Below are 25,805 nucleotides of genomic sequence, written 5' to 3' on the forward strand. Positions count from 1 at the left end.
GATTATTCAGGTTACTTCTCGAACCTAAACCAGTCTATATCTGCAAATCCACTATCATTAGTCTGGCTATTTCTAATTGCGAAAAGCCCAACTTTGGCTCCTATCCATTTTCCTGGAACTGCAGTAAAGGTTTCTTTGATCTCTTCAAATTTTTCTCCGTCTCTGGAGTAGGAGAAAGTACAAATACCTCCTTTGCTTACCTTCACCCGTAACTGGATAGCATTGGCATCCAGCTTGACGATTTCCCTTTTGACTTCAGCTTTGCCATGTTCTGCATCAATACAGGTTACGTAATTCAGTGAAAGTCCATTATCTGTACTTTCTAATCCCAAATACGCGTAGCTCATTCCCATCACGATCAAGCCTACTTGTTCATTCTTAAGCTTTGGGCTTGGATGAAATTCTAGAGAAGTGGTGGTCGTAAATTCTGCAGCAGCAAATTTCTGCAGCAGCAAATTTGGAGCATCCCAAAGGTTATTGGCATCTTCTTGAAGCTGTGTGGTGAATAATCTCAATTTACTTTTTGCTGGATGAGCAAAAGCCCAAGTTGCCTGCGGATTTGCTTGCCACTGCCATTGTAATCCAATATCATTTCCATCAAACTCATCTGAATCTGCTGGTGTTGCAATTGTCTGCTCCTGCTTCACCGCTGGTTTTTTATAGTTCAATACAGGTTGGCCTGTACCATCTCCATCTGGATCTTCACCCATTGTCGGCCAGTCATTCTCCCAAGCCATAGGCTGCAGATGCGTGATCCTGCCATAGGCATCCGCATCCTGAAAATGCACAAACCAATCCTCGCCCATCCCTGTATCAACCCAAGCTCCCTGATGTGGGCCATTGATCGGGGTACTTCCCTGCGCCAGTGAGATATGTTCTTCATAAGGCCCGTAAGGATTCCTGGATCTGAGGATCAGCTGCCAGCCTGTTGACACTCCGCCTGCGGGAGCAAAAATATAGTAGTAGCCATTTCGCTTGTAAAACTTCGTGCCTTCCACAGTAGGATGCGCATCATGTCCGTCAAAAACCAGTTTACCTACCCCGGTAGTCTTAGTGCCTTCCCAATTCATCGGCTTTACCACCAAAACGCTTTTTATTCCGGCCCTGCTTCCCGCATAGGCATGGGATAAGTACGCTTTACCATCTTCATCCCACAGTGGACATGGATCGATCAAACCTTTGCCCTCTTCTACTAAAACAGGATCATCCCAAACGCCAAGTGGATCCCTGGCTTTCACCCTATAAATCCCAAAATCAGGGTCACCCCAATAAATGTAGAACTCACCTTCGTGATATCGGAAAGACGGAGCCCAAACACCATTTCCATGCTGTGGCTTAGAAAAATGGTCAATAGGAACTTGTCTTTGCAATGCATAATTTACCAGAGTCCAATTCACCAAATCCTTGGAATGCAGGATAGGCAAACCTGGAACGGCATTGAATGACGAGGCGGTCATGTAGAAGTCCTCTCCCACTCGCACGATGTCTGGATCAGAATAATCTGCATGCAGAATCGGATTGATGTAAGTTCCATCGCCTTGGTCAGCTACCCAGACTTTAGACACTTTGGTTTTCTGTGCAAAGGCGGAGCTTGTCGCAGCGAATATTACAATTATACTATATACTAATCTTCTCACTAAATCTCTTTTTATTGATTACTTCTATTCTTGGGGTTCCATCCATCTTCTCCTGCCAAAACTGCTTCTACAGTATAGCTTGCCGCTTCCTGTTCAGTCAATTGATGAGACCAGGAAACCCGCTCAGATATAGTAGCACCTGGGCCTGAGGAACCGTATTCTGCATAGAATGCTGTTTTCTCTGCATTTGGCTTATTCCAGTTGTGCCATCCTTCAGGTTTGATGTGCGCTCCCATTTCTGTATTGATGAAAACGGTCTGCGCATAATCACGCCAAGGTCTTCCTAGATAAGCGGATGCATTTTCCCCTTCACCAGTCAGCTTGCAATTGATAAAAACAAATCCGAATTCTGTTTCCTTTTCTGTGGAAGCGGCGGTCACATAACTTCCACCTTTTTTGGAGAAAATCTCGCAGTTCTCAAACACTGCCGTGGACCAGCCGAAGATAAAATCAACAGTTCCCTCGATATAGCAGTCCTTATAATATTGTCTGCTTCTGTCTCCATGTGGATAAAGCGTATCCTGAAACCCCAGGAATCTACATTGCTCAAACATTACCTTATCACCATCCACCCGAACAGCCACAGCCTGACCTACTGGTCCAGCTGAATTCTCAAATGTGATGTTCTTGGCATAGAATCCATCTCCGAAGACGAAAAAACTCGTGGAACCGGTGGTTCCCATTTCCTCCCCGAACTTGTTTTTCTTTTGGGCAAAGTCATCGTGAGTCACTAGGGTACTTCCGGCATCTTCACCGATCAGTGAAACATTTGTTTTGGAAGCCGCCAACACCAATTTCTCCTTATAGACGCCTGGCTTAAGAAGGATCTTGGTTTCGTTTTTCCTGAAATCAGGTACCGCATCGAAAGCCTCCTGAACAGTATGGAAATCACCAGAACCATCTTTAGCTACGACAAAGTCAAATTCCTGTGCAGAAAGGAATCCATTTAGAACAAATGTTAAAATATAGAGGAATGATTTTCTCATAATTACTTAGCGAGTTTTTCGTATTGCAAAGAGGCCAGAATAAATGGCCCAACGCCTTTGGGGTCGTTCACCCGTATCACTTCACCAATGTAATATTCATAGGAACCATCACGGTATGGGTTTCCGCCAAGACCAGCCACTCCGCATACATTGGTCAGGCTGATTCCTCCATCTGCATCTTCGCGTACAAATTCAGTCAACATTCCTTCGTAAGCTATTTTCCCTGCGGCCAAGTCATCCTGATCCAGGTAGCCTTTTTCCGCACCTTTCAGCAAGAAGTAAGTAAACATACCCGTGGCAGAGGATTCGAGGTAATTACCTTCACGTGAACCTTGGTCCACCACTTGATACCATACACCTTCTTTGGACTGATAGCGTTGGATACCTTTTGCCAGTTTTTGGGCAATGGCAATGATATCACCACGTTTTGGATGATCGGCAGGAAGAAAATCCAGCACATCCACCAGGGCCATCGCAAACCAACCTATGCTTCTGCCCCAATAATTCGTAGAAAGTCCGGTCTCTGGATCCGCCCATTTCTGTTCTTTGCTTTCATCCCAGGCATGGTGAAACAGCCCCGTTTCTTTACTGTAGCCATATTTATCCATCACAATGATCTGATTGGCCACATCATCAAAAAGTGCAGGTTCATCAAATGTGGCAGCATACTGGGCCAAAAAAGGTGATCCCATGTAAATCCCATCCAGCCACATCTGATGTGGATAGACTTTCTTATGCCAAAATCCACCTTCCTTATTTCGTGGATGATTGCGCATCTGGTCCCGCAGTTCTTCCACGGCCAACCTGTATTTTTCCTCCCCTGATTCCGCATAAAGATTGATCAGGAATTTTCCGCCGTTCACCCGGTCAATGTTGAAGTCAGTTTTCTTGTAAGTCAGGATATTTCCTGCGCTATCCACCATAAAATCCGCGAATTTCTTGGTGTAATTGTAGAATCTTTGCTCACCTGATTGCTTCCAAACTGCCTGCATTGAAGACATGATCAACCCGTGGGTATATTCCCATTTTGGCTTTTTATTGAAATCAAGAGTCCATCCCTCTGGATTACGGGCAATCTCGGAATCAGCCATCCAGACGGAATAGGGTTTATCTATAGCCTTCTCAGATTCTGAGTTCTCATTCTCTTGGGTTCTTTCACTGCAGGAGGCTATAGCTATAGAGATGCTACCTAGCAGCAGAGACAGTACGAATAATTTGATTTTCATTATGTGGTATGCGGGAGGTTAGTTTGGGAAAATGGCCTTACATAACCTGGTAAGGCCATTAAATATGAATCAAAGGAGTTTCTAGAAATATCCTTCATTTTGCGTAAACTCATCTTTATTGGTAATCGCATCCAATTGTTGCTGGGGAATTGGTCTAAGGTTATGAAATTCCTGGATATTCGGAGCGGCATCAGGATTATTAGCTCTTACGCGCTCTACCAGTTTACCGGTTCGCTTCAGGTCAAACCACCTGATTTGTTCACCCGCAAATTCCCTTGCCTTTTCGTCCAAGATCAGATCAATAGTCAAATCCCCTGCCGATACTTCCATTGCTTGCTCCTGTCCCGGAAGTGCTGCTCTTCTTCTTACGGTGTTAAAATGTTCCAATGCCTCTGAAATATTCCCTTGGTTTAGTTCTGCCTCCGCCACAATCATGTACATTTCTGCCAAGCGGATAACAAATGCGTCTCGCTTTCCCTGTTGCTGAGCAACGGTTGGACGGCTAGGGTCTAAAAACTTCCTAAGGGAAATATACCGATCCCTAACCCGTGGTGAACCGTCAGGATTAAATGTCCTGTTTCTGTCGATGACAGTATAAGGCAAAGCATCCTTCTGCGCATCAGTAAGTGCATATTTAGTTGCTAAAATAGCAGTATCCCCCTCATTTAAAGTCACCGATTTGGTATCGCCGTTACTGAGAGGCAAATCGTAAGTCCCCGGTTTATTGCTGTACCAAGCCGTCTGAAAGGTGACATCATATCGACTGTCTATTGACTCATCAAATAAATCCAGTAAAAATGTTGTAGGCATAAATCTGGCAAATGGTCTTCCATTTTCGATATCTCGGGTCATACCCGGCAATTGGTCATAGGTCATTAAATAGAACAAGTGAGAGTTATTCCCTCCATCTCGCAGCAATATATCATCTCCGTTGGGAGCCTCAAGTTCTCTGTTGAAAATAAGGTCAGATGTGAAATTCACAATCCATATTGCCTCTGAATTTCGCACATTATTTATATCCCACAGCTCTTCATAGGTATCCACCAATGAAAACCCATAGTCATTGATGACTTTCTGAGCTAATCTAGATGCCTCTGCATCGTTGCCTCTGGTCAGATGCATTCTTGCAGCAAATGCTTCAGCTGCAGGTTTGGTCGCTCTACCGTATTGGTCAGGACTTTCAGTGAGGTTATCCATCGCAAACTGCAGGTCTTCGAAAATCTGGTTATAGAATTCATCCACCGAGCTTCTTTGAGCTGTAGTTTGGACGGACGTAACTTCCTCCAAAGGCAAGTGTACTCCGCCCCAAGTTTCTACAATATGCCATAGGTAAAAAGCACGCAGAAATCTTACTTCTGCCATTCTTAACATCTTTTCATTTTCAGGCAACGGTGATTCTGGGATACGTCCTATTGCTGCATTGGTAGAATTCAATGCAGAATACAGTCTGGTCCAATAGAAATTAATCTGCCCATTTTGTCCGTTTAGATCCGCATTATAGAGCGCCAGCGGGGGATTTTCCATCCCATTTGCCCGGGTAAATATATCTGTCCCCAAATCAGAAAGGGTAATCCCATGCTCCTTTCCATACCAGAATCTCATTGGGGTATAGCAGGAGTTGACCAAAGCCTCTATTCCCTCCAGTGTATTGTAATACCCGTCAGCTGTTAGGCCTGTTTTATTGTCTTCTTCAAGAAAATCCGCACATGAAGATAATCCTAAAGTAAGACAGGTAATCAATGCTATAATTTTATAATTTTTCATTGTTTTCAAATTTTGGGTTTGGAAAAAAATCAAAGTTCAATATTGACTCCGAACAGCAACTGACGTGTCATCGGAAAGCTAAGACTCCCTCCGCGCTCAGGATCGTATCCACCTAGGTCGCTCCATACAAAATAGTTTTTGGCAGTGGCATATACACGCACCCGGGAAATAGATAGATTGTCTAACAAGTTCTGAGGCAGGTTATAGCCTAAGGTGATATCCCTTACTTTCACAAAAGACCCATCTGCATAGCGTAAGGTTGAGAAATACCTGGCATTGCCGGTACTTGTACCCGCATTCGGCCTAGGATAAGCATTGGTGGGATTTTCAGGAGTCCAATAATCTACTCTTGGCCCATTTTCACGCGCATCTATTTTATAAGATCCATTGGCTTCGCTCACAATCATATTCCCCTGGCGTGCAAATACAAATACACTTAGATCAAATCCTTTATAAGACACTCTATTATTAACACCCAGATTGAATTTAGGGACATTACTTCCCAAAATAGTTCTGTCATCAGGAGTAATAATACCATCTCCATTCTGGTCTTTCACCTTGATTTCCCCTACTTGTTGTTGGTTCTCCAATGCCTGATCTTCTTCTCCCAACTGCCAAATGCCGATTTTTTCATAATCAAAATGAGAGGAGATAGGATAACCCACGAACCAACCGTTTGCCAAATCACGGTCTCCTTCTACCAGCTCAACTATTTCTTCTTTATTGTGGGTAAAAGTAAAATCAGTGTTCCATTGGAATCCATTCGGCTGATCAATGTTAACCGTACTCAGCAAAACCTCAACTCCTCGGTTCCGGGTCTTTCCAATGTTATCCCAGGAACTGGTAAATCCGGAAGTGGCCGGAACAGCCCGTTCGATCAACAGGTCACTGGTGATCTGCTCATAGATATCCACAGAACCGGTAAGTCTGTTATTAAAGAGACCAAAGTCAATCCCGAAATTGAGACTGGCTGTTTCTTCCCATCCAAGAGAAGCAGCTATCAACGACGGATAATACCCAAAAGCGGCAGACTCCGAAGTACCTTCATCCCATGCATAGGTACTCTTACTCAAACCACCCAAGGTCTGATATGGAGACACTGCTGAATTTCCTGAAATACCATAACTCAACCTGAGTTTCAGTTCACTGACAGTGGAATTATTAACTAAGAATCCTTCTTCTTTGGCTATCCAAGAAACCGCAGCAGAAGGGAAAAAGCCCCACTTATTGTCTTCTGCCAAAACAGATGATCCATCAGCTCTCAATACCCCATTGAAGATGTACTTATTTTTGAACTTATAATTCACCCTGGTGAAAAATGAGGCCAAGGAAGTCTCTACCAGTGAGCTATTGATACGGATGCCATCCTGGGCAGCTCCAAGATTGTAGAATAGCATAGTAGGTGAGAGCAGGTCTAGTCCTTCTGCAAAATATTGTTCGTTACGGGTAGCCCACATACTCTGCCCCAACAATACCTGAAAATCATGATCATCGCTCGCTTTGGAGTAGGTAGCAAAATTTTCCCAGGTAATTCTGGAAGCCATAGTATTAGTAGCTCTGGCTACTGTCCGTCCATCAGGGCCTACATCTATAGTATTTTCTCCCATAAACACTCCCCTACGTGAATTGCTATTATCCAAGCCTAGTCTTGAGGTAAAATTAATTGACTTGATCGGAGTCCATTCCAAGCTTACATTTCCAAAGAATCTTCTATTTATTTCATTGTCGGTATAATTTCCCGGAATCTGATCATTGAGTGGATTGACGGTGGTTCCATCTCCCAAGGGAAGTAGAATTATTTCACCATTTTCATCGTAGGCAGGTCCAAGCGGGCTGATTTTATTTGCCCAGTTGAGAGGATCTCTCCTTCTATCCTGGTCCCGCAGTGTGTACATTATATTGGTGGACAATTTAAGTTTATCACTTGCCTTATAGTCCACCGCCATTCTTCCGCTGTATCTTTTGAGTTCATCATTTTCAAATAAACTCTGCTCGTCAAAATACTCCATTGAAAAGTAGTAATTCACCTTCTCATCGGCTCCTGCTACGCTCACCTGGTAGTTTTGCTGAGCACCAGTACCGATCACTTCATTTGCCCAGTCAGAATAAACCCCGTTCCTGAAATTTTCCAGTTGCTGGGGAACAAAAATATTCCCATCGTCCTCAGGGCTACTCCATTCACCCACAGTTCTTCTGGACTCCCTTCTAAAATCCACCCACTCAGGTCCGGTCATAATGTAGTCGTACCCTTCCAATGTCTGTGTACTGTAATAGCTGTTTATTGAAACTTTCGGTTTACCTTGAGTACCTCGCTTTGTGGTGATAAGAATTACACCATTAGCGCCCAGTGTACCGTATATAGCAGTAGAGGCCGCATCTTTGAGTACTTCGATAGAAGCTATATCATTGGGATTTACATCCAGTGTACTTCCATAAATAATTCCATCCACCAATACCAGAGGATTATTCCCCGCATTCAATGATCGGTTTCCTCTCAGTCGGATATTCAGGCCAGCTCCCGCTTGTCCACTGGATTTGGTAAGGTCAAGTCCAGGTACCTTTCCCTGCATTACTTCTAGAGCGTTCGTCACAGGTATGGCCGTTAAATCCTCATTTCTAACAGATACAACAGAGCCAGTCAGATCTGATTTCTTCACTGTTCCATACCCTACTACCACGACTTCTCCAAGATCTTGCATATCTAAAGCGAGTTCCAGGTTGATCTGACTACGATTTTCTACAGCGATCTCCTGAGACACAAAACCAATAAAGGAAAAGACTAGCGTAGCTGGTCCTTCTGGAAGATTAATCTCATATTCTCCATTTAAGTCAGTCGTGGTTCCCTGTGTTGTCCCTTTTAGAATAACTGATACCCCAGGGAGCCCCTCCGTGTCTTCGATGGAGGTAACTTTTCCAGAAACTGTCCTTGTTTGGGCGTATGCAATCGATTGTGCAACGATGAAAAAAAATAGGGTCATAATCAGCCGAAAACGATCACCTTCTATTAATTTCAATAAGGGACGTCCTGCTCTTTCTCTTAAATATTTAATCATAAATCACTATGGGTTAGTTAATTACAGTAGTTCAATTCATCATAACACCTAGATAATGGTGCTGTCAATAATTCCCTGTATTAGATTAATCTATACAAGGATGCCTTAGCCGAAGCTTGCTATATCAATTCTTTATATTGATTTTCAATGGATTAGACAATTTTATAATTTCCATATCCAGATATTCCTCAAACTCCTTTTTATCCTTAATACCCCCTGGTTCTTGTTCCCAGGCTGCTAAAAAATAATAGCTCAATTTTTTGGTGCCAGAGTCAAAAACCAAAACATGCGACAGATCGTCTTCAGTCTGCTGAGTCAATAGGGAAGTAGGATAAATAATTGCGATTCCGAGATTGTCACCAGCCAGACTCTGCGGCCCATACGTGGCCAGATAGCTATAAGCAAGGCTGCTATCGCTTTTCAACACCTCAGCTTTCTCGTCCTTGATTAATCCGGTGGCAAAATTTGGTATGTCAGAAGTGGAAATGAGATCCATTCGGGACAGACGGGTGCCGGAATGAATGGAAATCATGGAACGGATGTCGGTTTTGCCAGAGGGCAAATCCCAACCATAATATTTCGTCAAAACAGAGGAATAGACCGGACCATTGTCCGTTATCTCAGCATACAAGCTATCAGTCACATCAACGCGTCGGGCTTTACCATTTTCCCAGGTTGCAATGCTTCCCAGACCTAGTGTTTTTCCTACCTTCAGGATGTCCATTCCCCAATCAGCAGGCTCGTGATAAGAGTCGAAACCATCCTGGCCTACATCCTGCAACACCGGAGTAGTTACTTTCTTCCCGAACACATCGATGCCATTTCTCCAGTCAAGATAGAAACGATAACCAACCAAATCTGATTCCCAACCTGGCCCTTCATAGCGGATAAACCATGAATGATCGGTATGCTCGGAAGGAACATGAAGTGAATCTACATTCTCAAAACGTCCACCTAGATATTCTCCGTCTTTAAATTCTCCGCCAAACCTATGAGAAAGTTCAGCTTGAGTGAGCTTTGTATAAGTGGAAGTTGATAAGTCCGGTACCTTTCGAATTTCTATATCCAGTTTCTGTCGGCCTTCGATCTCTGGCAACACAAAAACCAATCCCGCCGCAGGATCAGTCGCATTCCATTGCGAAGGGATCTCATTCCCTGCTACAAAGACTTTCCATGAATTTTGATCCCCTGCATCTGATTGTAAGTTTTCTGGTTTAATATGGATCAGGGAGTGTTGACGCGAAAAATCAATTGGATTCTCTACTGTTAGTCCAATGAAAGCAGCAGACTCGTTTTCCTTTGAGTTTACCTCATTTTTACAGGCAACTAATGCAAAAGAGAACAAAACCATTGCGCAACCCGATAGAATTCGCTTATGAGAACGTACAGATTTTCTTGGGTTTTGGAACATTAATCGACTTATTTACAATTAATTAATTTAAAAAGCTCATCTGCTGAAAATAGCGCCAAATGCTAAATACAGCAATCATTTGAGCAATCGATTGCATATTAAAAATAATAATTTGAAAAAAAAATATTACCGCAGCATTCCTACGAAACAAAGCCAATTTATTCACGGAAATCGCATAACAAAAAAATAATAGGTTGCTTTCTCAGAAAAACCAACCAAAAAATGAATTCAGAATAATTAGATTAAAATACTATATTGCGCAAACGATTACATAGACCCTTATGAGTATACAAATAGAAACGCGCTATTCATCGCACCCTGAAGACTTCAAAAATTACCCAACTACTGAAATTAGGGAAAAATTCTTATTGGAGGAAATCTTTGTACCAGATCAGATCACAGGTACTTACACCATGGAAGACAGATTGATCATTGGAGGTATCCATCCAGTGGATAAAGTAGTGAAACTGGAAACTATAGATCAATTGAAAGCCGAAAACTTCCTGGACCGCCGGGAAATCGGTATCATCAATGTGGGCGCATCTACCAGAATCGATGTAGGTGGGGAATCCATCACATTAGGCCACAAAGAAGCTCTTTATATCGGTAAAGGCGTGAAGGAAGTAGTCTTTCATCCGGCCCAAGAAGGTGATACTTATCTCTACTTTAATTCAGCACCTGCCCATACAGCTTTCCCTACCCGAAAAATCACACAGGCAGATGCCGAAGTAGTGACTCTCGGTTCACTTGAAAACTCAAATCACAGGACTATATATAAGCTCTTGGTCAATTCTGTTGTAGAGACCTGTCAGCTCCAGATGGGAATGACTGAGTTGAAGCAAGGCTCAGTATGGAATACTATGCCAGCACATACGCACGACCGTAGAATGGAAGCCTATTTCTACTTCAACTTGAAGGAAGGCAATGTAGTGTCGCATTTTATGGGAACTCCACAGGAGACCCGGCACATTTGGATGAAAAACCATCAGGCCGTGATCTCTCCAGCTTGGTCTATCCATAGTGGATCAGGTACCAGCAATTACACGTTTATCTGGGGAATGGCAGGAGAAAACCTGGACTACGGAGATATGGACACCATCAAACTTTCCGATTTAAAATAGCTATGAAATCGAGCATGACGAAAACGCCACATGGAAGGATAAATATCTACCATGCTAGATTCCATATGACCTTTAAATGACAAATTATAATCATATGAAACCAAATTTTGAACTAAATGGCAAAATTGCTTTAGTCACAGGAGCAACTCATGGCCTTGGTATGGCTATGGCAAAAGCTCTGGCTCACCAGGGTGCTACTTTGGTGATCAACGGTCATACTCCTTCAAAAATGGAATCTGCGATAGCAGCTTATGCTGACGAAGAAATCATCGCTCATCCTTATATATTTGATGTAAGTGATGCAAAGGCTGTAGATGCCGCCATCACGAAAATCGAACAGGAAGTAGGTGAAATCGACGTTCTGGTAAATAATGCAGGGATGATACAACGGGTACCTGCATTAGAAATGGATCCCGATGACTTTCGAAAAGTAGTAGACATAGACCTTATATCTCCTTTCATCGTGTCACAACGAGTAGCCAAAACTATGGTGAAAAACAACCAAGGTAAAATAATCAATATTTGCTCAATGATGAGCGAACTCGGGCGTAACACGGTAAGTGCTTATGCTGCCGCTAAGGGGGGATTAAAAATGTTGACTAGGAATCTGGCAACCGAATGGGCAAAATACAACATTCAGGTCAATGGTATCGGACCGGGATATTTTGCTACTGAGCAAACTGCTCCGATCCGGGTGGATGGGCATCCGTTCAATGACTTTATCGTCAACAGAACACCTGCAGGCAGATGGGGAGATCCTGATGACCTTGGAGGAGCCGTTGTTTTTTTGGCAAGCCCTGCCAGTGATTTCGTCAATGGTCAGATTATCTATGTGGATGGGGGAATTCTTGCCACAATAGGCAAACCTCAGGGTGAGTAATTAGCTAAGACTTTAAATAAACATTCTTCTCCTACACAAAACTAGACAATGAGAAACGGGAAAGCCACCATTCATGATATAGCAGAAAAACTTCAGGTAACTGCTTCTACAGTGTCTAGGGCATTGAATAATAATCCTAGAATCTCTGAAGCCACCAAGAAAAAAGTACTGAAAACCGCCAAGGAACTCAATTATCAACCGAACAACATCGCCTCTGCTCTTCGAAGTGGGAAAAGCAGACTCATCGGGGTGATTGTGCCAACTGCCAACAGAAATTTCTTTAGCTCGGTTATCCGGGGTATTGAAGAGATTGCAAACAGCCTGAATTATAAAATCATTATTTCACAATCTTATGATGAATTTGAAAAGGAAGTACAGACTGTTGAAACTCTTTTGAACGCAAGGGTAGATGGAATTATAGCTTCCATAGGCAAGAACACTGAAAATGTGGCCCATTTCCAAAAAGTGCTCAAAAAAGGTATTCCTTTGGTGCTTTTTGACAGAATCAGCAATGAACTGGAAGTAAGTCAAGTAGTTATTGACGATTATTTTGGGGCGTATCAGACTGTAGAACATCTGATACAAAATGGCTGCAAACGTATAGTGCATTTTACCAGCTCACAACGAATCAATATCTATAAAGAACGGAAAAGAGGATACGAAGACGCACTTAAAGAGAATGGATTGGAGGTAAATCCCGAGCTAATCCTATTTAGCAATATGCAGCTTGAAGACGGAAGAAGAATCATGCAGGAGATTATTGATAAAAAAATCCCTTTTGATGGGGTTTTCTCTTCCTCTGATTACTCTATTATGGGCGCCATGCAAGTACTTAAGGAGAACGGGTTCAATATCCCTCAAGATGTGAAGCTGGCAGGTTTTGGAAATGAACCATTTACCTCTTTCACTGAACCTGCTATCACCACCGTGGATCAAAAAAGTATTCCCATGGGTAAAATTACCGCAGAGACTTTTTTTGAATTGCTTAATTCCGAAACTGTCAGCATAGTAGGCAAAAAAACGATCCTCAAACCGGAATTGATCATCCGAAATTCTTCGATCAACCAAAAAAAATAAGTACCACTCCCAGCCTTATCACCTTCAATGAAACCTCTTTCAAGATCCAATTTAGCTACTTTAAAACGCCCGGTAAAAATACTACAGTTTGGAAATGGAAATTTCCTGCGCGGATTTACTGACTGGATGATTCAAAAATCAAATCAAGCGAATGTTTTTGATGGTGATATACATATTGTACAAGTCCATAGCAAGTCTGGGAACAATTCCATGAAGGATCAAGATTGCCTTTTTCATGTGATCGAGCAAGGTTTGAAAAAAGGAGAATCGGTTCAGGAATCCACACTTGTCACCTGCGTAGCAGGAATTACTAATGTTTTTGAAGATTACCAAGAATACCTAAAACTGGGTGAAAATCCGGATTTACGATTTATGGTTTCCAATACCACGGAAGCTGGAATCATCTTTGATCCTACAGACGCTTCCTCAGACAGCATTTCAAAAACTTTCCCCGGAAAGCTGACCGCCTTGCTTTATCACCGATTTAAAACATTCAATGGAGACGCTTCAAAAGGCCTCATTTTTCTTCCTTGTGAATTAATCGAAGGAAATGGGGAGGCGCTAAAAGAATGCATTCAGAAATACATTTCTTTCTGGAAATTACCGGCAGAATTTTCAGAATGGATTGATTGGAGAAATATTTTCTGCAACACCTTAGTTGATAGAATAGTGCCTGGATTCCCACAGGGATCCATAGATGAAATTCAGGAGAAACTGGGTTATAAAGATGAGATGGCTGTGATGGTTGAGCCATATCATTTTTGGGCTATCGAAGGAGTGGACATAGTCAAGGAAGAATTCCCGTTGGATAGAGCTGGACTCAATGTGAAATTTGTGGATAATCTTGCTCCTTTTCGCACACAAAAGGTAAGAATCCTAAATGGTGGGCATACTTCAATGGTAGCTTTTGCTTATCTCAAGGGATTAAGAACAGTAAGAGAAGCTGTGGAAAACCCTGAAATCGGAGCTTTTCTGAAAGAGGCAATTTACCGTGAAATAATCCCTACACTGGACATGCCTAAAGAAGAACTAGAGCAGTTTGCCAATGATGTTTTAGAGCGATTTGCCAATCCCTTTATTGTGCATGAACTCAAATCTATTGCGCTGAACAGTATTTCCAAATTCAAGGTAAGAGTTCTTCCTTCTCTATTAGCTTATTATAAGCTGAAAAAAGAATGGCCGGAGAATTTGACGCTATCTCTGGGTGCTCTTTTGGTCTTTTATAAAGGAAATTACAAGGAAATAGGCACTCCGGTAAACGACGATCCTACACTTATGGCAGAATTCAAGGCTGCCTGGGACCTTGGGTCCACGAAGGAAACAGTAGAGAAATTATTGGGTGAAAGGACTTATTGGGGAGAAAACTTAACACATTACAGAGGATTGTCAGAGGCTGTTACAAAAGCTGCGGAACAGCTTTTAAACACTTAAACTTTTTTGAGACTCTGAAAATTCTTAATTCAAAAAGAAAGGGATGCACTAGATACTACTGCTTCCCTTTATACATTTAGACCTTTCTCAGCAGTATTTAGGGCTTGCTGAAAAAGTCTAAGGCATGCCTTTAATCTATGCTGATGTATTTTAGCAGGCTCTATTTAGAGTGGCATTGCCTGAGGTGTAGTGGTCGGTCCATGAACAACCAAAGTACCATCAGGCTTGATTTCCATTTTATCCAAAAACACCACCCGCTCTTGACCTGATTCTTTCGTTCGTCCGTGATACACGCAATACATATCCCCATTCTCCATAAATAAGACATTGTTATGCCCCGTACCCGTCACTTCTCCCCCTTGGTGGGTGTTAAGCTCCAAAACAGGATTATTGGAGGCTTTGGTGAAAGGCCCAAGAGGACTTTTGGAAGTTGCGTAACCTACAGCATAATTTTCACCGGCGTAGTAGTTGCTTGAATACATCATATAGTAAATGTCTTCATGCTTAAAAATTACAGAACCCTCTGTCCATCTTCTATTGATTTCTTTCTTGGTCACTGATCTGCTTTCCCATTCAGCCTGGGCATCGTCCATTTTGACAGGCGGACGAAGGCATAATACAGGTTCTCCAATTACTCCTGAGAAATCACGTTTTAGCTCAACTCCATAAACCCAGCTTTCCTCTATCTCATCATACCAGTCTTTCTCTTTTGCCCAATCCGCCACTTCACTTTCCACGGGGTGCTTATAGCAGGCCCGGGAATAATAGAGGTAATATTTCCCGTCTTCCTGATACACATTTGCATCGATAATTGGATATCCAGGATCAAAAACCGGTTTGTCATACATCTCAATAAAAGGGCCGGTAGGGCTATCGGATTTCGCCACACCAATCATGAAATTCTCCTCTTCGTTAGTTGGATTGACTTTCCATTGAGCACTGAAGAACATGTAATAGTTGTCCTCGATTTTATATACTTCCGGTGCCCAAAAGAACTTGCTGGCCCAGCTTTCTTCTGTGTTTCCCTGATATACTTGCCCCTCAAATTCCCAATCTACCAGGTTGTTTGAAGAATATGCAGCAAAGCCGTCTTTAGCCCCCCCGCCTGTTCCGTACATAAAGTATTTCCCACCCCCATCAGTTAAAATAAACGGATCTCCAAACTCCACATCCAAAGGATTGGTGTATGTTTCCCGGTCTGGACTGGCGGATAAATCTCCTTGCTTCTTGTTCTTCATTCCACAGGATTCCAATCCAATCAAAAAAGCCAAAATAATCCACAGGTTGTTAAGCAGAGTTCTCATATACGAATTACATTATATAACTTTCAAGCTGGCAAAATACATTCTTTTGATATAATCCCTGGACTTTGCGTATTAGAATGTTTCTAAAAACTAATCATTCGGCTACAGCGCCTAATAGTCCACAGTTCACCTTATCCAGACTCGTGGATCCTGACGCATAAGCCGCACCAGCGTACCATATAGCTCGGAATTATAATCAAAAAATTCATGGGGCTTTTCAAAGAAAGTTTCCAAAGCTATTGCAAAAAACTCATCACCGTTTAAACCGGCATTTGCTCTAAAAACAGTCAAGCTTCCTGCATTAATCTTTTCTATTTCCTCAAATGACAACCGCTGAAAGGATCTATAGACATCCGGCGTGAAAAACTCGCTTTCTCCGTTGTAGTGAATATGGTTTTCGAGTTTCAACGCGTGCGCGACTTCATGAATACCGAGATTTATTCCGTCATTTTCACTTTCGAACCCTTGTAAAAAACAACTCCAGGACATCACAATGATCCCATGCAAGGGGTTGACCTCTCCCCGATGATATTGCTTGGAAATAGTACTATAATAGGTGTCCGGGTAAATCAATATTTTATTGAAGTGGGGCAACCGTAAATCTTTCCAACCAAAAGTCACCATGACAATGGTCGCTCCAATGAGCAATTTCATCTCAGGCGTAACAACTCTCATGCCGGCCCTGCCTATGAACGATTTGGTAGTGAGAATAATCCGGAGCTTTTCTCTGAATTCACTTTTGTGCTTATCCGAAAGCCGTGCATAGTATTTAAACTTAAGTTCAAGGATTTGTATTTCCTGTTCGGTCAGTCGAATCTTTCCAAACATTATTTTAAGCTCTTCGATCAAGCCCGAAAAACTATTCATCCTATAAACCGATAACATAGACATCTAAATAAAAAGGCAGAAACCCGAAGATATCTGCCTTTTTACTATCGAACAAACTAAAAATCATCTTGCGTAATTAACCGCTCTCATTTCTCTGATTACCGTAATTTTGATCTGTCCCGGATATTGCATTTCCTTCTCGATTTTCTGGGAAATATCAAAGGAAAGTTTACCAGCCGTAGAATCATCTACATTGTCCGCATCCACCAGTACGCGGAGTTCGCGGCCCGCCTGCATGGCGAAGCATTTATTCACTCCGTCAAAGCTCAATGCAAGTTCTTCCAGATCTTTCAGGCGCTTGATGTAACTATCCATCACCTCACGTCTTGCACCTGGTCTTGCGCCGGATATTGCATCTGAAGCCTGTACAATCGGGGAGATCATGGAAGTCATTTCGATTTCATCATGGTGAGCTCCGATGGCATTACAGATTTCTGGATGTTCCTTGTAGCGCTTGGCTAGTTCCATACCCAATACTGCATGGGGAAGTTCTTGCTCTTCATGCCATACTTTACCGATATCATGCAGTAAGCCAGCCCGTTTAGCCATTTTGGCATTCAGCCCCATTTCGGCCGCCATTGTAGCGCAAAGCTTTGCTACTTCTCTGGAGTGCTGTAGCAGGTTCTGCCCGTAGGAAGATCTATACCTCATACGTCCCACCATCCTGATCAACTCAGGATGAAGTCCGTGGATCCCCAGGTCTATACATGTCCTCTCCCCTATTTCTACGATTTCCTCTTCGATGTTCTTTTCGGTTTTGGCTACTACTTCCTCGATCCGTGCCGGGTGGATACGTCCATCCTGAACCAATCTATGAAGTGAAAGCCTAGCCACTTCTCTTCTCACCGGATCAAAACCGGAAATAATGATTGCTTCTGGCGTATCATCCACTACAATCTCAACCCCTGTGGCAGCTTCGAGCGCACGGATGTTTCTACCTTCCCTACCGATGATTTTACCTTTGATGTCATCACTTTCAATATTGAATACAGAGACACAGTTTTCTACGGCATGCTCGGTAGCCGTACGTTGGATGGTGTCCAACACGATCTTCTTCGCCTGTTTTGTAGCTGTAAGCTTTGCTTCGTCGAGAATATCTTTAATCTGAGAAGATGCCCTCGAATTGGCCTCCTCAGTCAACATAGTTACCAACTGATCACGTGCTTCTTCACGGGTAAGATTTGCGACTTTTTCCAAGTCCGCAATTCGCTGGTTCGTTACTCGGTCCAGTTCCTCTTTTTTAACTTTTAGCGAGTGAAGCTGAGCGTTCAGATTCTCAGATTTGCTATCCAATTCCGCTTCTTTTCTCTTCACTTGCTCCAATTCTTTGGAGACTTGCTGCTCGCGCTGCTTTACCTTATTTTCATTGGTGATGATAATATTCTTCTTATTACTCATCTCCTCATCAAACTCAGCTTTCAGCTTGAGATACTTTTCTTTTGCTTCCAGAATCCGGTCTTTCTTGATAGATTCTGCATTGATTTCCGCTTCGCGAAGCATGGATTTCACCCGCTCACGGGTTTCTTCCTCCAGCTTTGCGTTTTTATTTTTTATTAATGCGCCGGCAATAGCGGCCCCTGCACCAGTCCCAACTAGGGCTGCGAGGACAATATATAGTATTTCTCCCATAGGTATTTTGGATATAATTAAACCTGGGGAATCTGAAAAATCTTCTGAATTTGGTGTTTTAAATAATTACAAAGCCTTTGTCAGCAAGGCATTGATGTGAGAAATACTGGATTTAATATGCTCTGAATCTTCCGTATTAACCTGGTTGGTTTCCAATGATTCCACCATGCAATCAAAAGCTACCATAGCCAGCAAATCCTGGTGATCATCCAGTCCGTATTCCTCTTTATACTTACGCAATTTTTCATTAATCAGCTTGCCAGCATGACGGATTTTGGACTCGTCCTCGATCTTCACGCGCATAGGATATTCTCTATCTCCTATTTTTAACCTGATGGCAAGTGTCTCCATATCACTCAGATAAGTAGGTAATTAAATGATCGATTTCTTGTATATAATTATTGATTAGGTCACTCATTTCAGTTGACTGTTCCGGATTCACCGGTTGGTTGTCCACAATGTTACTAATTTTAATTTTATTTTTAAAATGTTCGATTTCCTGCTCTTTTTTATCCAAAGCACTACTTACTTCGGATAATTTTTGTTTCAATTGCCTATTCTCTTCGCTTATCTCAAGCAATTTACTGCTAGCTTGGTGGGCTAGTTTCTCTAATTTTTGCAGTTCCTCTTGAATCATTTCTATGTTCTTATCAAAGCACCTACCTCTTTCTCAAAGGCTTGGATCAATTTACTCATAGTTTTGTCAATTACCTTATCAGTCAATGTATTTTCCTGATCCTGTAGGTGAAAACTTAATGCATAAGCCTTTTTGCCCGCATCAATTTTGTCTCCTTGGTACACATCAAAAACTCCAATTCTTTTTAATAATTTTCCTCCAAATTTCGTAGCGACTGATTTTACCTGATCATAACTCACATTTTTGTCAATTACCAGGGAAAGATCTCTACGGACTTCAGGGAATTTTGAAATTTCTTCAACCTTCTTCAACCCTGCTGCTTTTTTGCAAAGCAAATCCCAGTTTAGATCTGCATACCATACCTCTTGTCGTACTTCTGCCTGCTTCAAGATCTTATCATCCAGCAAACCGATCGTAGCGAGTTCCTTCTGACCGAGCATAATCTTCAACCCATAGGCAAAAGGAACTGTCTCCACCATAGAAAGTTCACCTGAGGGTACGTTCAACTTCTCCAGTATTCCTTCTACAGTAGCGTAGATGTCAGCAAATGCAAATCCCTTGGAGGGTTCCAGCCAGCTTTCGGATGTCTTCTTACCTGTAAGGAAAAGGGACAATCTTCTGCTTTCAGAATACCCTTCTTCTGACTTATGATAAACGGTTCCAAATTCGAAGTATTTCAAATCCGCCTGACGTCTGTTGATATTTCTTGCCAAAACCTCCAACCCGGAATAAAGCAAACTCTGACGCATCACGTCCAGATCTTCGCTTAGTTTATTGTAAATGACAACGCTGCTTTTTGGATCTAGGAAGCCAGATTTCTCCGCATAGATTGACTTTGTCAGGCTGTTTGTGATCATCTCGAAATAGCCCTGACCTGTCAAAATCTCAGTCAAGCGATACTGCAATTTATTCAGATCTTTTCCTGGATGCTCTGCAAGATAATCCGTTCTGAGGTTCTCAGATAGCTCCACGTTGTGGAAGCCGTATATTCTCAATATTTCCTCAATAATATCTGCTTCACGCGTCACATCTACACGGTATGGTTTCGCCGTAGCAGTGAAGCCTTCAGAGGTTTCATTCGATACTGTGATATCCAGACTCTCCAATATAGATTTTACCTGGGAAGGATCGATTTTCTTTCCGATCAGGCGATTGATGTGACCATAATCCACCTCAATCACAAAATCTTCCACTGGCTCAGGGTAACTATCTACCAGTTCAGAACTCACTTTACCGCCAGCTATTTCCTGCAAAAGTTTCACCGCCATTTTCAGTGCATAAACAGGCATATTAGGATCTGTACCACGTTCAAAGCGGAAGGATGCATCCGTCTTCAGGCCGTGAAACTGACTTCCTTTTCTTACAATATCAGGAGAGAAATATGCTGACTCCAGGAAAATGGAAGTTGTACTCTCGGATACACCAGAATTGATTCCTCCAAAAACACCGGCGATGCAAAGCCCTCCGTTAGTGTCTTTGATCATTAATTCCTCACCAGAAAGCTTGCGTTCCTTTCCGTCCAACGTTACAAATTTTGTATCCTTTGGAAGTTTTCCTACACTAATTTTCCCTCCGGAAATCTTCCCTGCGTCAAAAGCATGAAGCGGTTGTCCAAGATCATGCAAAATGAAATTGGTGATATCCACCACGTTATTGATCGGCTCCAAATCCAGTGCTTTCAGGAAATTCTGAAGCCAGGTGGGAGAAGGCCCAACCTTCAAGCCTGTGATCACCACTCCTGCATATCGCGGGCAATCGGCAATGTCCTCTACTTCAACCTGAATAACAGGACCGGAAGCTTCTATTTTCAATTCAGGAGCAGAATCGATCTCCAACTCCCTTCCCAAAAGGGCTTTCAAGTCACGTGCTACCCCCAAATGGGATGCGGCATCAGCCCGATTTGGTGTCAGACCGATTTCCAAAATCTGGTCTTGAGTTATTTCGATAAATTCCGACGCGGCAGCGCCATTAGGAAGGTCAGTATCCAAAACCATAATTCCTGCATGGCTAGAGCCAAGTCCCAACTCATCCTCCGCGCAAATCATTCCTTCTGAGACTTCTCCCCTGATTTTTGCTTTTTTGATCTGGAAAGAGTCGCCTTCGGATGGATAAAGTGTAGCCCCTACAGTGGCAACCAACACTTTCTGCCCCTTGGCCACATTGGGCGCTCCGCAGACAATCGGAGAAATTCCGGTTCCGATATCGACGGTGGTAATGCTCAGTTTATCTGCATTCGGATGCTTCTCGCAAGTCAGTACCTCTCCTATCACAATACCTTCCAAACCTCCTCTGACAGAGATGAACTCCTCTATGCCCTCCACTTCCAAGCCGGACTGAGTCAACAATGCCCCTATCTCCTCCGTTGATTCGGTATGGGGAATGTATTTTTTTAATCGATTTATTGAGATTTTCATCTATAATTCATAATAAAGCAAATCAACATTGATTTGCATGATAAACAAAAGGGGTTCGAAAACCCCATTTTATTCAATATTTGCATGCAAATTTAAGAGATTTGAGCTAGGCAGAAAGGCTATTTGCCGTAATTTTTCTCTCCTACAGGAATAGGAATATCCAATAGATTCTCCTTTGGGGGAAGTGGGCAGCCATAATCCGGATTATAAGCACAATAGGGATTGTAGGCCAGATTAAAATCAATGGTTATGCTATTTTTCCCATCTTGTCGTGCGTTGATATATCTACCTCCACCGTAGGTCTCGCCTGCGCTTGTTTCATCTGCAAAAGCCAAAAAGAAATTCCGTTTATCAGGTTCACTAACTGCTTGAAGGAGCAATAGTTTCTCCGTTTTCCCATTTAGTTCAAACTCTGCCCATGAATGCTCAATGTACTTTTCCTTGGTTCCATCTGTAAGCGGCACTTCTCTCACTTTCCTTTCTTCGATGGGAAGAAGTCTGGCCTTGACCTTATATGCAGGATCAATAGGATAAAAGTTTAATTTGGTAAAGGACAACTTCTGCTCCTCTGTAAGAGGCGACTCAAAGTTGAACCGTATAAATTTAAACTGCTTTTCACGCTCATTCTCAATCCTTTCAATGTAATCTTCAGGACTTTCCGACCCTGTGAGCGTATAAACAACCGCAGCAAAAACCACCACGGCGATAATCAGAAGTATAATCGTATTGTTTTTCATGTTTTGTTTAAAATTGTCTTCCAAAGACCATAAGTTCGCCTTTCGTCAACAAGGGAATTCCAAGTTCAATAACCACTGCTCTGAGAAGTTTAAGTCATTCTTCTCTGGTAAGAAGGTTCGATTAATAACCTCAAAGAATGGCCTCATCTGCGAAGCTAAAGTAGCCACTATCTGTAAAAATCACATGATCAAGTACCGGCAAATCCAATTCCCTGCCTACTTTGACCAAGCGCTGAGTGAGCCGCTTGTCCTGATCTGAAGGACTTAGATTACCACTTGGATGGTTGTGAACAAGTATAATCGACTGAGCGAGATGTTCTAGAGCTATTTTGAATACAATCTTGGTATCCACAACTGTCCCAGCAGTACCACCTTGGGAAACCAGATGTTTTTTTAAAATCTGATTACCTCTATTTAGTAAAATCAAGTAAAAATGTTCCACTTGCTCATCGAGCAATTCGGGTCTCATCAGATTGTATATATCCTGGGAGCAAGTGATACGAGGCTTGCTCACTTGCACTGAATCCTTTCTTCTTCGGCCAAGCTCCATTGCCGCAATGATAGATATGGCTTTGGCCTCTCCTATCCCCTTGAATTTTTTAAGATCTTGAATGGATAGTTTTGCCAGGCTTCGCAGATCATAATTTACATCGGCAAGAATATGCTTGGACAAATCTACCGCACTCACTGAAGGTGTACCCGAGCCGATCAATATTGCTATCAGTTCGGCATCTGATAAAGCTAATTTACCTTTGAGGAGAAGTTTTTCACGCGGTCTATCCTCTTCGGCGAGTTGGGAGATTTTTATAGAAGTATAACTATCCATAATGATCAATTAAAAAGTGATCAATGAATTTAATTACTTCCTGGCACAAAAAAAACCCTGTCCAGCAGGGTTTTAGAGAAATAAAATCTTTTGGGATTAACCTAGTGCGGAAACGAACTTGGCCAATCTTGATTTTTTGTTGCTTGCGTTGTTTTTGTGAATCACATTCTTCTTAGCCAACTTGTCCAACATAGAAGATACTTTTTTGTAAAGCTCAGAAGCCTCTACTTTATCTGTAGTTGCTTTCAATCTTTTGATGAAAGTCCTAGTTGTTTTAGCCTGATATCTGTTTCTCAAACGCTTAGCCTCGTTTGCACGAATTCTCTTCAGAGCTGATTTGTGATTTGCCATATCTTGATATTAATTGGATTTCTTTACGTGTCCCTATTCCGAATCGGAGTGCAAAGTTATTGTAATTTATTAATACTGCCAAAGGAAATTTAAACATTCCTATGGTGATCAGTGTTCTTTGAATTCTACAATACAGCCTTACACCCCCTTATTTCTGCAAATATACCTTTTATCTTCCCATTTCACTGCTAAAGATTTTGATTATTTTTAAGTATGAAAATTTTTCCGATCTGGATATTTTATCTTTTTTTATTTCCGACCCTACAGATTACTGGATTTTTTTTTAACTCATGGGTTGATTATTCAGCTTGCGGTTTTTTCACTTCCCGAAGAAATGATTGGATTTTATAAACCTCATATCCAACACATTACCTAAAACGTTTTGAACCCCCGACCGAAGAAGAGAGGCAGTCAAAAGTGAGGGGGAAATATTTCATCGATTTCGATTATTATGGAGTTTCAGCACTTCAGATCTTGCTAAAAACTGGTGTAAAGCACTAGAAAATTTTCTAAGGATAATTTAAGAGCAAATGGACTCAGCCTATGGTCGGTTTATTTCACCCTTACTGAATGTTACAAAAGGCCTTCGAATTCAAAAACATTTGAGACTTTCTGCTCTCTTAGGCATTACAAAGATGATTCCCCGCTATATACCGCAAAATTTTTCTACCGAAAAAAAATCAGGTATGAAGAACGGAACAGCCTGAGCGCCCGTGTTTATTCGCGTGAATTCCCAGAAGCTCATGCTCTTGCTCTTGACTGTCAAATGAAGAAATCCATCAAGATGACAGCAGATTTTTGGTTTATCTCCTGGGTAAATGCCTGACAGCCGGATTTATCCGCTTCCAGTAATGACTCTAAGATTAGGACAAGAGAATATGCCAATTAACAGGCAGTGTTCAGTGGCAAACACTTTGGTTCAAAGCCTCTTATTGGTTCGGGTCTCATGACTCGGACCTATCGTAATGAAGTCGCCAGACCTCTAATTTTAGGCTTGAATGGCAGTCTTCGAACTTATGCCAATAACCTGAACATTTTGTGGTCAACTACACTGAACCTAAACTACCACTTCTGACTTCAAATAACTTTCAATCGCACTCCCAAGTCTCCTAAACGTATTCTTAAACACCTCCTCATTTTCCTCCAAAAGCGTCACACGAAAGCCTCTCAAATCGGAGCAAAACGAAGAAATCGGCACGACGCAGATCTGCTCAGCCGCCAGTAAATTATAAACAAATCTCTTGTCCAAAGGCATGTCCTTTTCCTCCAGCCAAGAATCCAATAAACCTTTCAGTTTCTCATCATCTATTGGTAGAAACTGGTCTTCCTTTAATACGCCTTCATCAAATACAATGGTATTATAAAACGCACCTTGAGTTGGGTTGAACTTGATTCCGGGAATATCTCCCAATATCTCCCGCATCCAGTCGCTTCTTTTTCCGATCTGGGCATTTGCTTCTTGTCTATACTTGAAATAAGCAGGATGCTTCATGATCTTAGGGATTGCTAGCTGTGGCAAAATAGTAGAGCAAACTTCGATCATTTTGGCATTTTCCAAAGTCTGGCAAAGCTTTGAAAACTCCTTTGAAGATTCTCTATTATAAAATTCCATCCAACCACAGCGTGAACCTGGCCAAGGAAATTCTTTGGAGATTCCCTTCAACGAAATCGCAGGTCTATTGCCGATTACATCTGCCAATGGAACTGCTGTAATCCCATTATAGGTGATATTTTGATAAATCTCATCGGTAATCAGAAGTAGATTAAATTCCTCTGCGATTTTCACAAAAGCTTCCAACACTTCTCTAGGATACACCATTCCCGTCGGGTTATCCGGATTGATAATCAAGATTCCGACTATTGATGGATTGTACCGAACCTTCAAATACAAGTCCTCCATATCCGGAAGCCATTGGTTATCGGGATCAAGCTTATAGGTAATCGGGGCAGCATTTGCATGGGCAGCTTCTGCGGAACTATGTGTACTATATGCAGGAGATGGACCTATAATCCTAGCGGTGGGAATCAGAAATTGGTATAGTTTGGCGATGGCATCACCAAGCCCATTAAAGAACAGGATATCTTCTGCAGTGATCTGTGCTCCACCTCTTTCATTGGTAAGGCCAGCGAGAAACTTACGTGTTTCCAGCACGCCTTTAGAGTCGGCATATCCATAGGTCTTATCCTCCTTCAGCAGATCGGAAATGATTTCCTTCATCCATTCCGGCACATGGTTGCTTTTCTGAATAGGGTCCCCTATATTTTCCCAGGTCATGGTGTAGCCTAACGCTTCGACTTGGCGCGCTTTTTTAACGATTCCACGAATTTCATAGGATAATTCTTCTGCTCCGGGTCTGAGGAGTAACTGTCTCATAGGTTTGTTAGGCTGACTTCCAACTATTTCAGGCACAAAGAAACAAAAAAGAGAAAGGA

At 42.2% G+C, this 25,805-nt stretch carries 20 protein-coding genes; 4 read left to right on the forward strand and 16 right to left on the reverse strand.

Going from position 1 to position 25,805, the window contains the following annotated elements:
- Positions 1 to 11: 11 nt before the first annotated feature.
- The 6 genes from AS141_RS09420 to AS141_RS09445 form a co-directional block, all read right to left on the reverse strand.
- Positions 12 to 1,637, reverse strand: a complete 1,626-nt coding sequence (locus tag AS141_RS09420) for a glycoside hydrolase family 43 protein (RefSeq protein ID WP_087149401.1) — start codon at positions 1,635 to 1,637, stop codon at positions 12 to 14.
- Positions 1,638 to 1,648: 11 nt separating this feature from the next.
- On the reverse strand, positions 1,649 to 2,623 hold the full coding sequence (locus AS141_RS09425) for a pectinesterase family protein (RefSeq protein ID WP_057937401.1): 975 nt from the start codon (positions 2,621 to 2,623) through the stop codon (positions 1,649 to 1,651).
- A 2-nt stretch (positions 2,624 to 2,625) separates the two neighbouring features.
- A complete protein-coding gene (locus AS141_RS09430) occupies positions 2,626 to 3,849 on the reverse strand; it encodes a glycoside hydrolase family 88/105 protein (RefSeq protein WP_057937402.1) in 1,224 nt (407 codons plus the stop codon).
- 81 nt (positions 3,850 to 3,930) lie between these two features.
- The gene (locus tag AS141_RS09435; RefSeq protein ID WP_057937403.1) at positions 3,931 to 5,613 is read right to left on the reverse strand and encodes a RagB/SusD family nutrient uptake outer membrane protein; all 1,683 of its coding nucleotides are present in this window, start codon (positions 5,611 to 5,613) and stop codon (positions 3,931 to 3,933) included.
- Between the two features lie 29 nt (positions 5,614 to 5,642).
- Positions 5,643 to 8,666: a SusC/RagA family TonB-linked outer membrane protein gene (locus tag AS141_RS09440; protein WP_232424860.1), complete on the reverse strand. Its 3,024-nt coding sequence runs from the start codon at positions 8,664 to 8,666 to the stop codon at positions 5,643 to 5,645.
- Positions 8,667 to 8,790: 124 nt separating this feature from the next.
- A complete protein-coding gene (locus AS141_RS09445; protein ID WP_057937404.1) occupies positions 8,791 to 10,077 on the reverse strand; it encodes a DUF4861 domain-containing protein in 1,287 nt (428 codons plus the stop codon).
- A gap of 281 nt (positions 10,078 to 10,358) precedes the next feature.
- Between AS141_RS09445 and kduI the strand changes: the two genes are divergently transcribed.
- From kduI to AS141_RS09465, 4 genes are all read left to right on the forward strand, one after another.
- Positions 10,359 to 11,198 carry a 5-dehydro-4-deoxy-D-glucuronate isomerase gene (gene kduI, locus AS141_RS09450; RefSeq protein WP_057937405.1) on the forward strand — a complete coding sequence of 280 codons (840 nt, stop codon included), beginning with the start codon at positions 10,359 to 10,361 and terminating at the stop codon, positions 11,196 to 11,198.
- Between the two features lie 94 nt (positions 11,199 to 11,292).
- Entirely contained in the window at positions 11,293 to 12,078 is a 786-nt protein-coding gene (locus tag AS141_RS09455; RefSeq protein WP_057937406.1) for a gluconate 5-dehydrogenase, read from the forward strand.
- A gap of 48 nt (positions 12,079 to 12,126) precedes the next feature.
- Positions 12,127 to 13,155: a LacI family DNA-binding transcriptional regulator gene (locus tag AS141_RS09460; protein ID WP_057937407.1), complete on the forward strand. Its 1,029-nt coding sequence runs from the start codon at positions 12,127 to 12,129 to the stop codon at positions 13,153 to 13,155.
- Between the two features lie 27 nt (positions 13,156 to 13,182).
- Complete coding sequence (locus AS141_RS09465) at positions 13,183 to 14,586, forward strand: tagaturonate reductase (protein ID WP_057937408.1); 1,404 nt, start codon at positions 13,183 to 13,185, stop codon at positions 14,584 to 14,586.
- A gap of 164 nt (positions 14,587 to 14,750) precedes the next feature.
- Here AS141_RS09465 and AS141_RS09470 read toward each other — a convergent pair whose 3' ends face one another.
- The 10 genes from AS141_RS09470 to AS141_RS09515 all read right to left on the reverse strand — a co-directional run bounded on the left by AS141_RS09470 (position 14,751) and on the right by AS141_RS09515 (position 25,746).
- The gene (locus tag AS141_RS09470) at positions 14,751 to 15,890 is read right to left on the reverse strand and encodes a glycoside hydrolase family 43 protein (protein ID WP_082632242.1); all 1,140 of its coding nucleotides are present in this window, start codon (positions 15,888 to 15,890) and stop codon (positions 14,751 to 14,753) included.
- Between the two features lie 126 nt (positions 15,891 to 16,016).
- The gene (locus AS141_RS09475; RefSeq protein ID WP_232424861.1) at positions 16,017 to 16,757 is read right to left on the reverse strand and encodes a zinc-dependent peptidase; all 741 of its coding nucleotides are present in this window, start codon (positions 16,755 to 16,757) and stop codon (positions 16,017 to 16,019) included.
- Between the two features lie 84 nt (positions 16,758 to 16,841).
- On the reverse strand, positions 16,842 to 18,407 hold the full coding sequence (rny, locus tag AS141_RS09480) for a ribonuclease Y (protein ID WP_057937410.1): 1,566 nt from the start codon (positions 18,405 to 18,407) through the stop codon (positions 16,842 to 16,844).
- 66 nt (positions 18,408 to 18,473) lie between these two features.
- A complete protein-coding gene (locus AS141_RS09485; protein ID WP_057937411.1) occupies positions 18,474 to 18,758 on the reverse strand; it encodes a cell division protein ZapA in 285 nt (94 codons plus the stop codon).
- 1 nt (position 18,759) lies between these two features.
- The gene (locus tag AS141_RS09490; protein ID WP_057937412.1) at positions 18,760 to 19,044 is read right to left on the reverse strand and encodes a hypothetical protein; all 285 of its coding nucleotides are present in this window, start codon (positions 19,042 to 19,044) and stop codon (positions 18,760 to 18,762) included.
- Positions 19,045 to 19,046: 2 nt separating this feature from the next.
- Positions 19,047 to 21,458 carry a phenylalanine--tRNA ligase subunit beta gene (gene pheT, locus AS141_RS09495; protein WP_057937413.1) on the reverse strand — a complete coding sequence of 804 codons (2,412 nt, stop codon included), beginning with the start codon at positions 21,456 to 21,458 and terminating at the stop codon, positions 19,047 to 19,049.
- Between the two features lie 119 nt (positions 21,459 to 21,577).
- Positions 21,578 to 22,195: a DUF1684 domain-containing protein gene (locus AS141_RS09500; RefSeq protein WP_057937414.1), complete on the reverse strand. Its 618-nt coding sequence runs from the start codon at positions 22,193 to 22,195 to the stop codon at positions 21,578 to 21,580.
- Between the two features lie 130 nt (positions 22,196 to 22,325).
- Positions 22,326 to 23,021, reverse strand: coding sequence for a RadC family protein (radC, locus tag AS141_RS09505; protein ID WP_057937415.1), 696 nt, complete (start codon positions 23,019 to 23,021; stop codon positions 22,326 to 22,328).
- Between the two features lie 96 nt (positions 23,022 to 23,117).
- The gene (rpsT, locus tag AS141_RS09510; RefSeq protein ID WP_057937416.1) at positions 23,118 to 23,372 is read right to left on the reverse strand and encodes a 30S ribosomal protein S20; all 255 of its coding nucleotides are present in this window, start codon (positions 23,370 to 23,372) and stop codon (positions 23,118 to 23,120) included.
- A gap of 1,057 nt (positions 23,373 to 24,429) precedes the next feature.
- Positions 24,430 to 25,746 (reverse strand): pyridoxal phosphate-dependent aminotransferase, encoded by a 1,317-nt coding sequence (locus AS141_RS09515; protein WP_057937623.1) that lies wholly within the window; start codon positions 25,744 to 25,746, stop codon positions 24,430 to 24,432.
- Between the last annotated feature and the right edge of the window lie 59 nt (positions 25,747 to 25,805).

It is taken from the genome of Algoriphagus resistens, from assembly GCF_001442615.1.
Classification (GTDB): Bacteria; Bacteroidota; Bacteroidia; order Cytophagales; family Cyclobacteriaceae; genus Algoriphagus; species Algoriphagus resistens.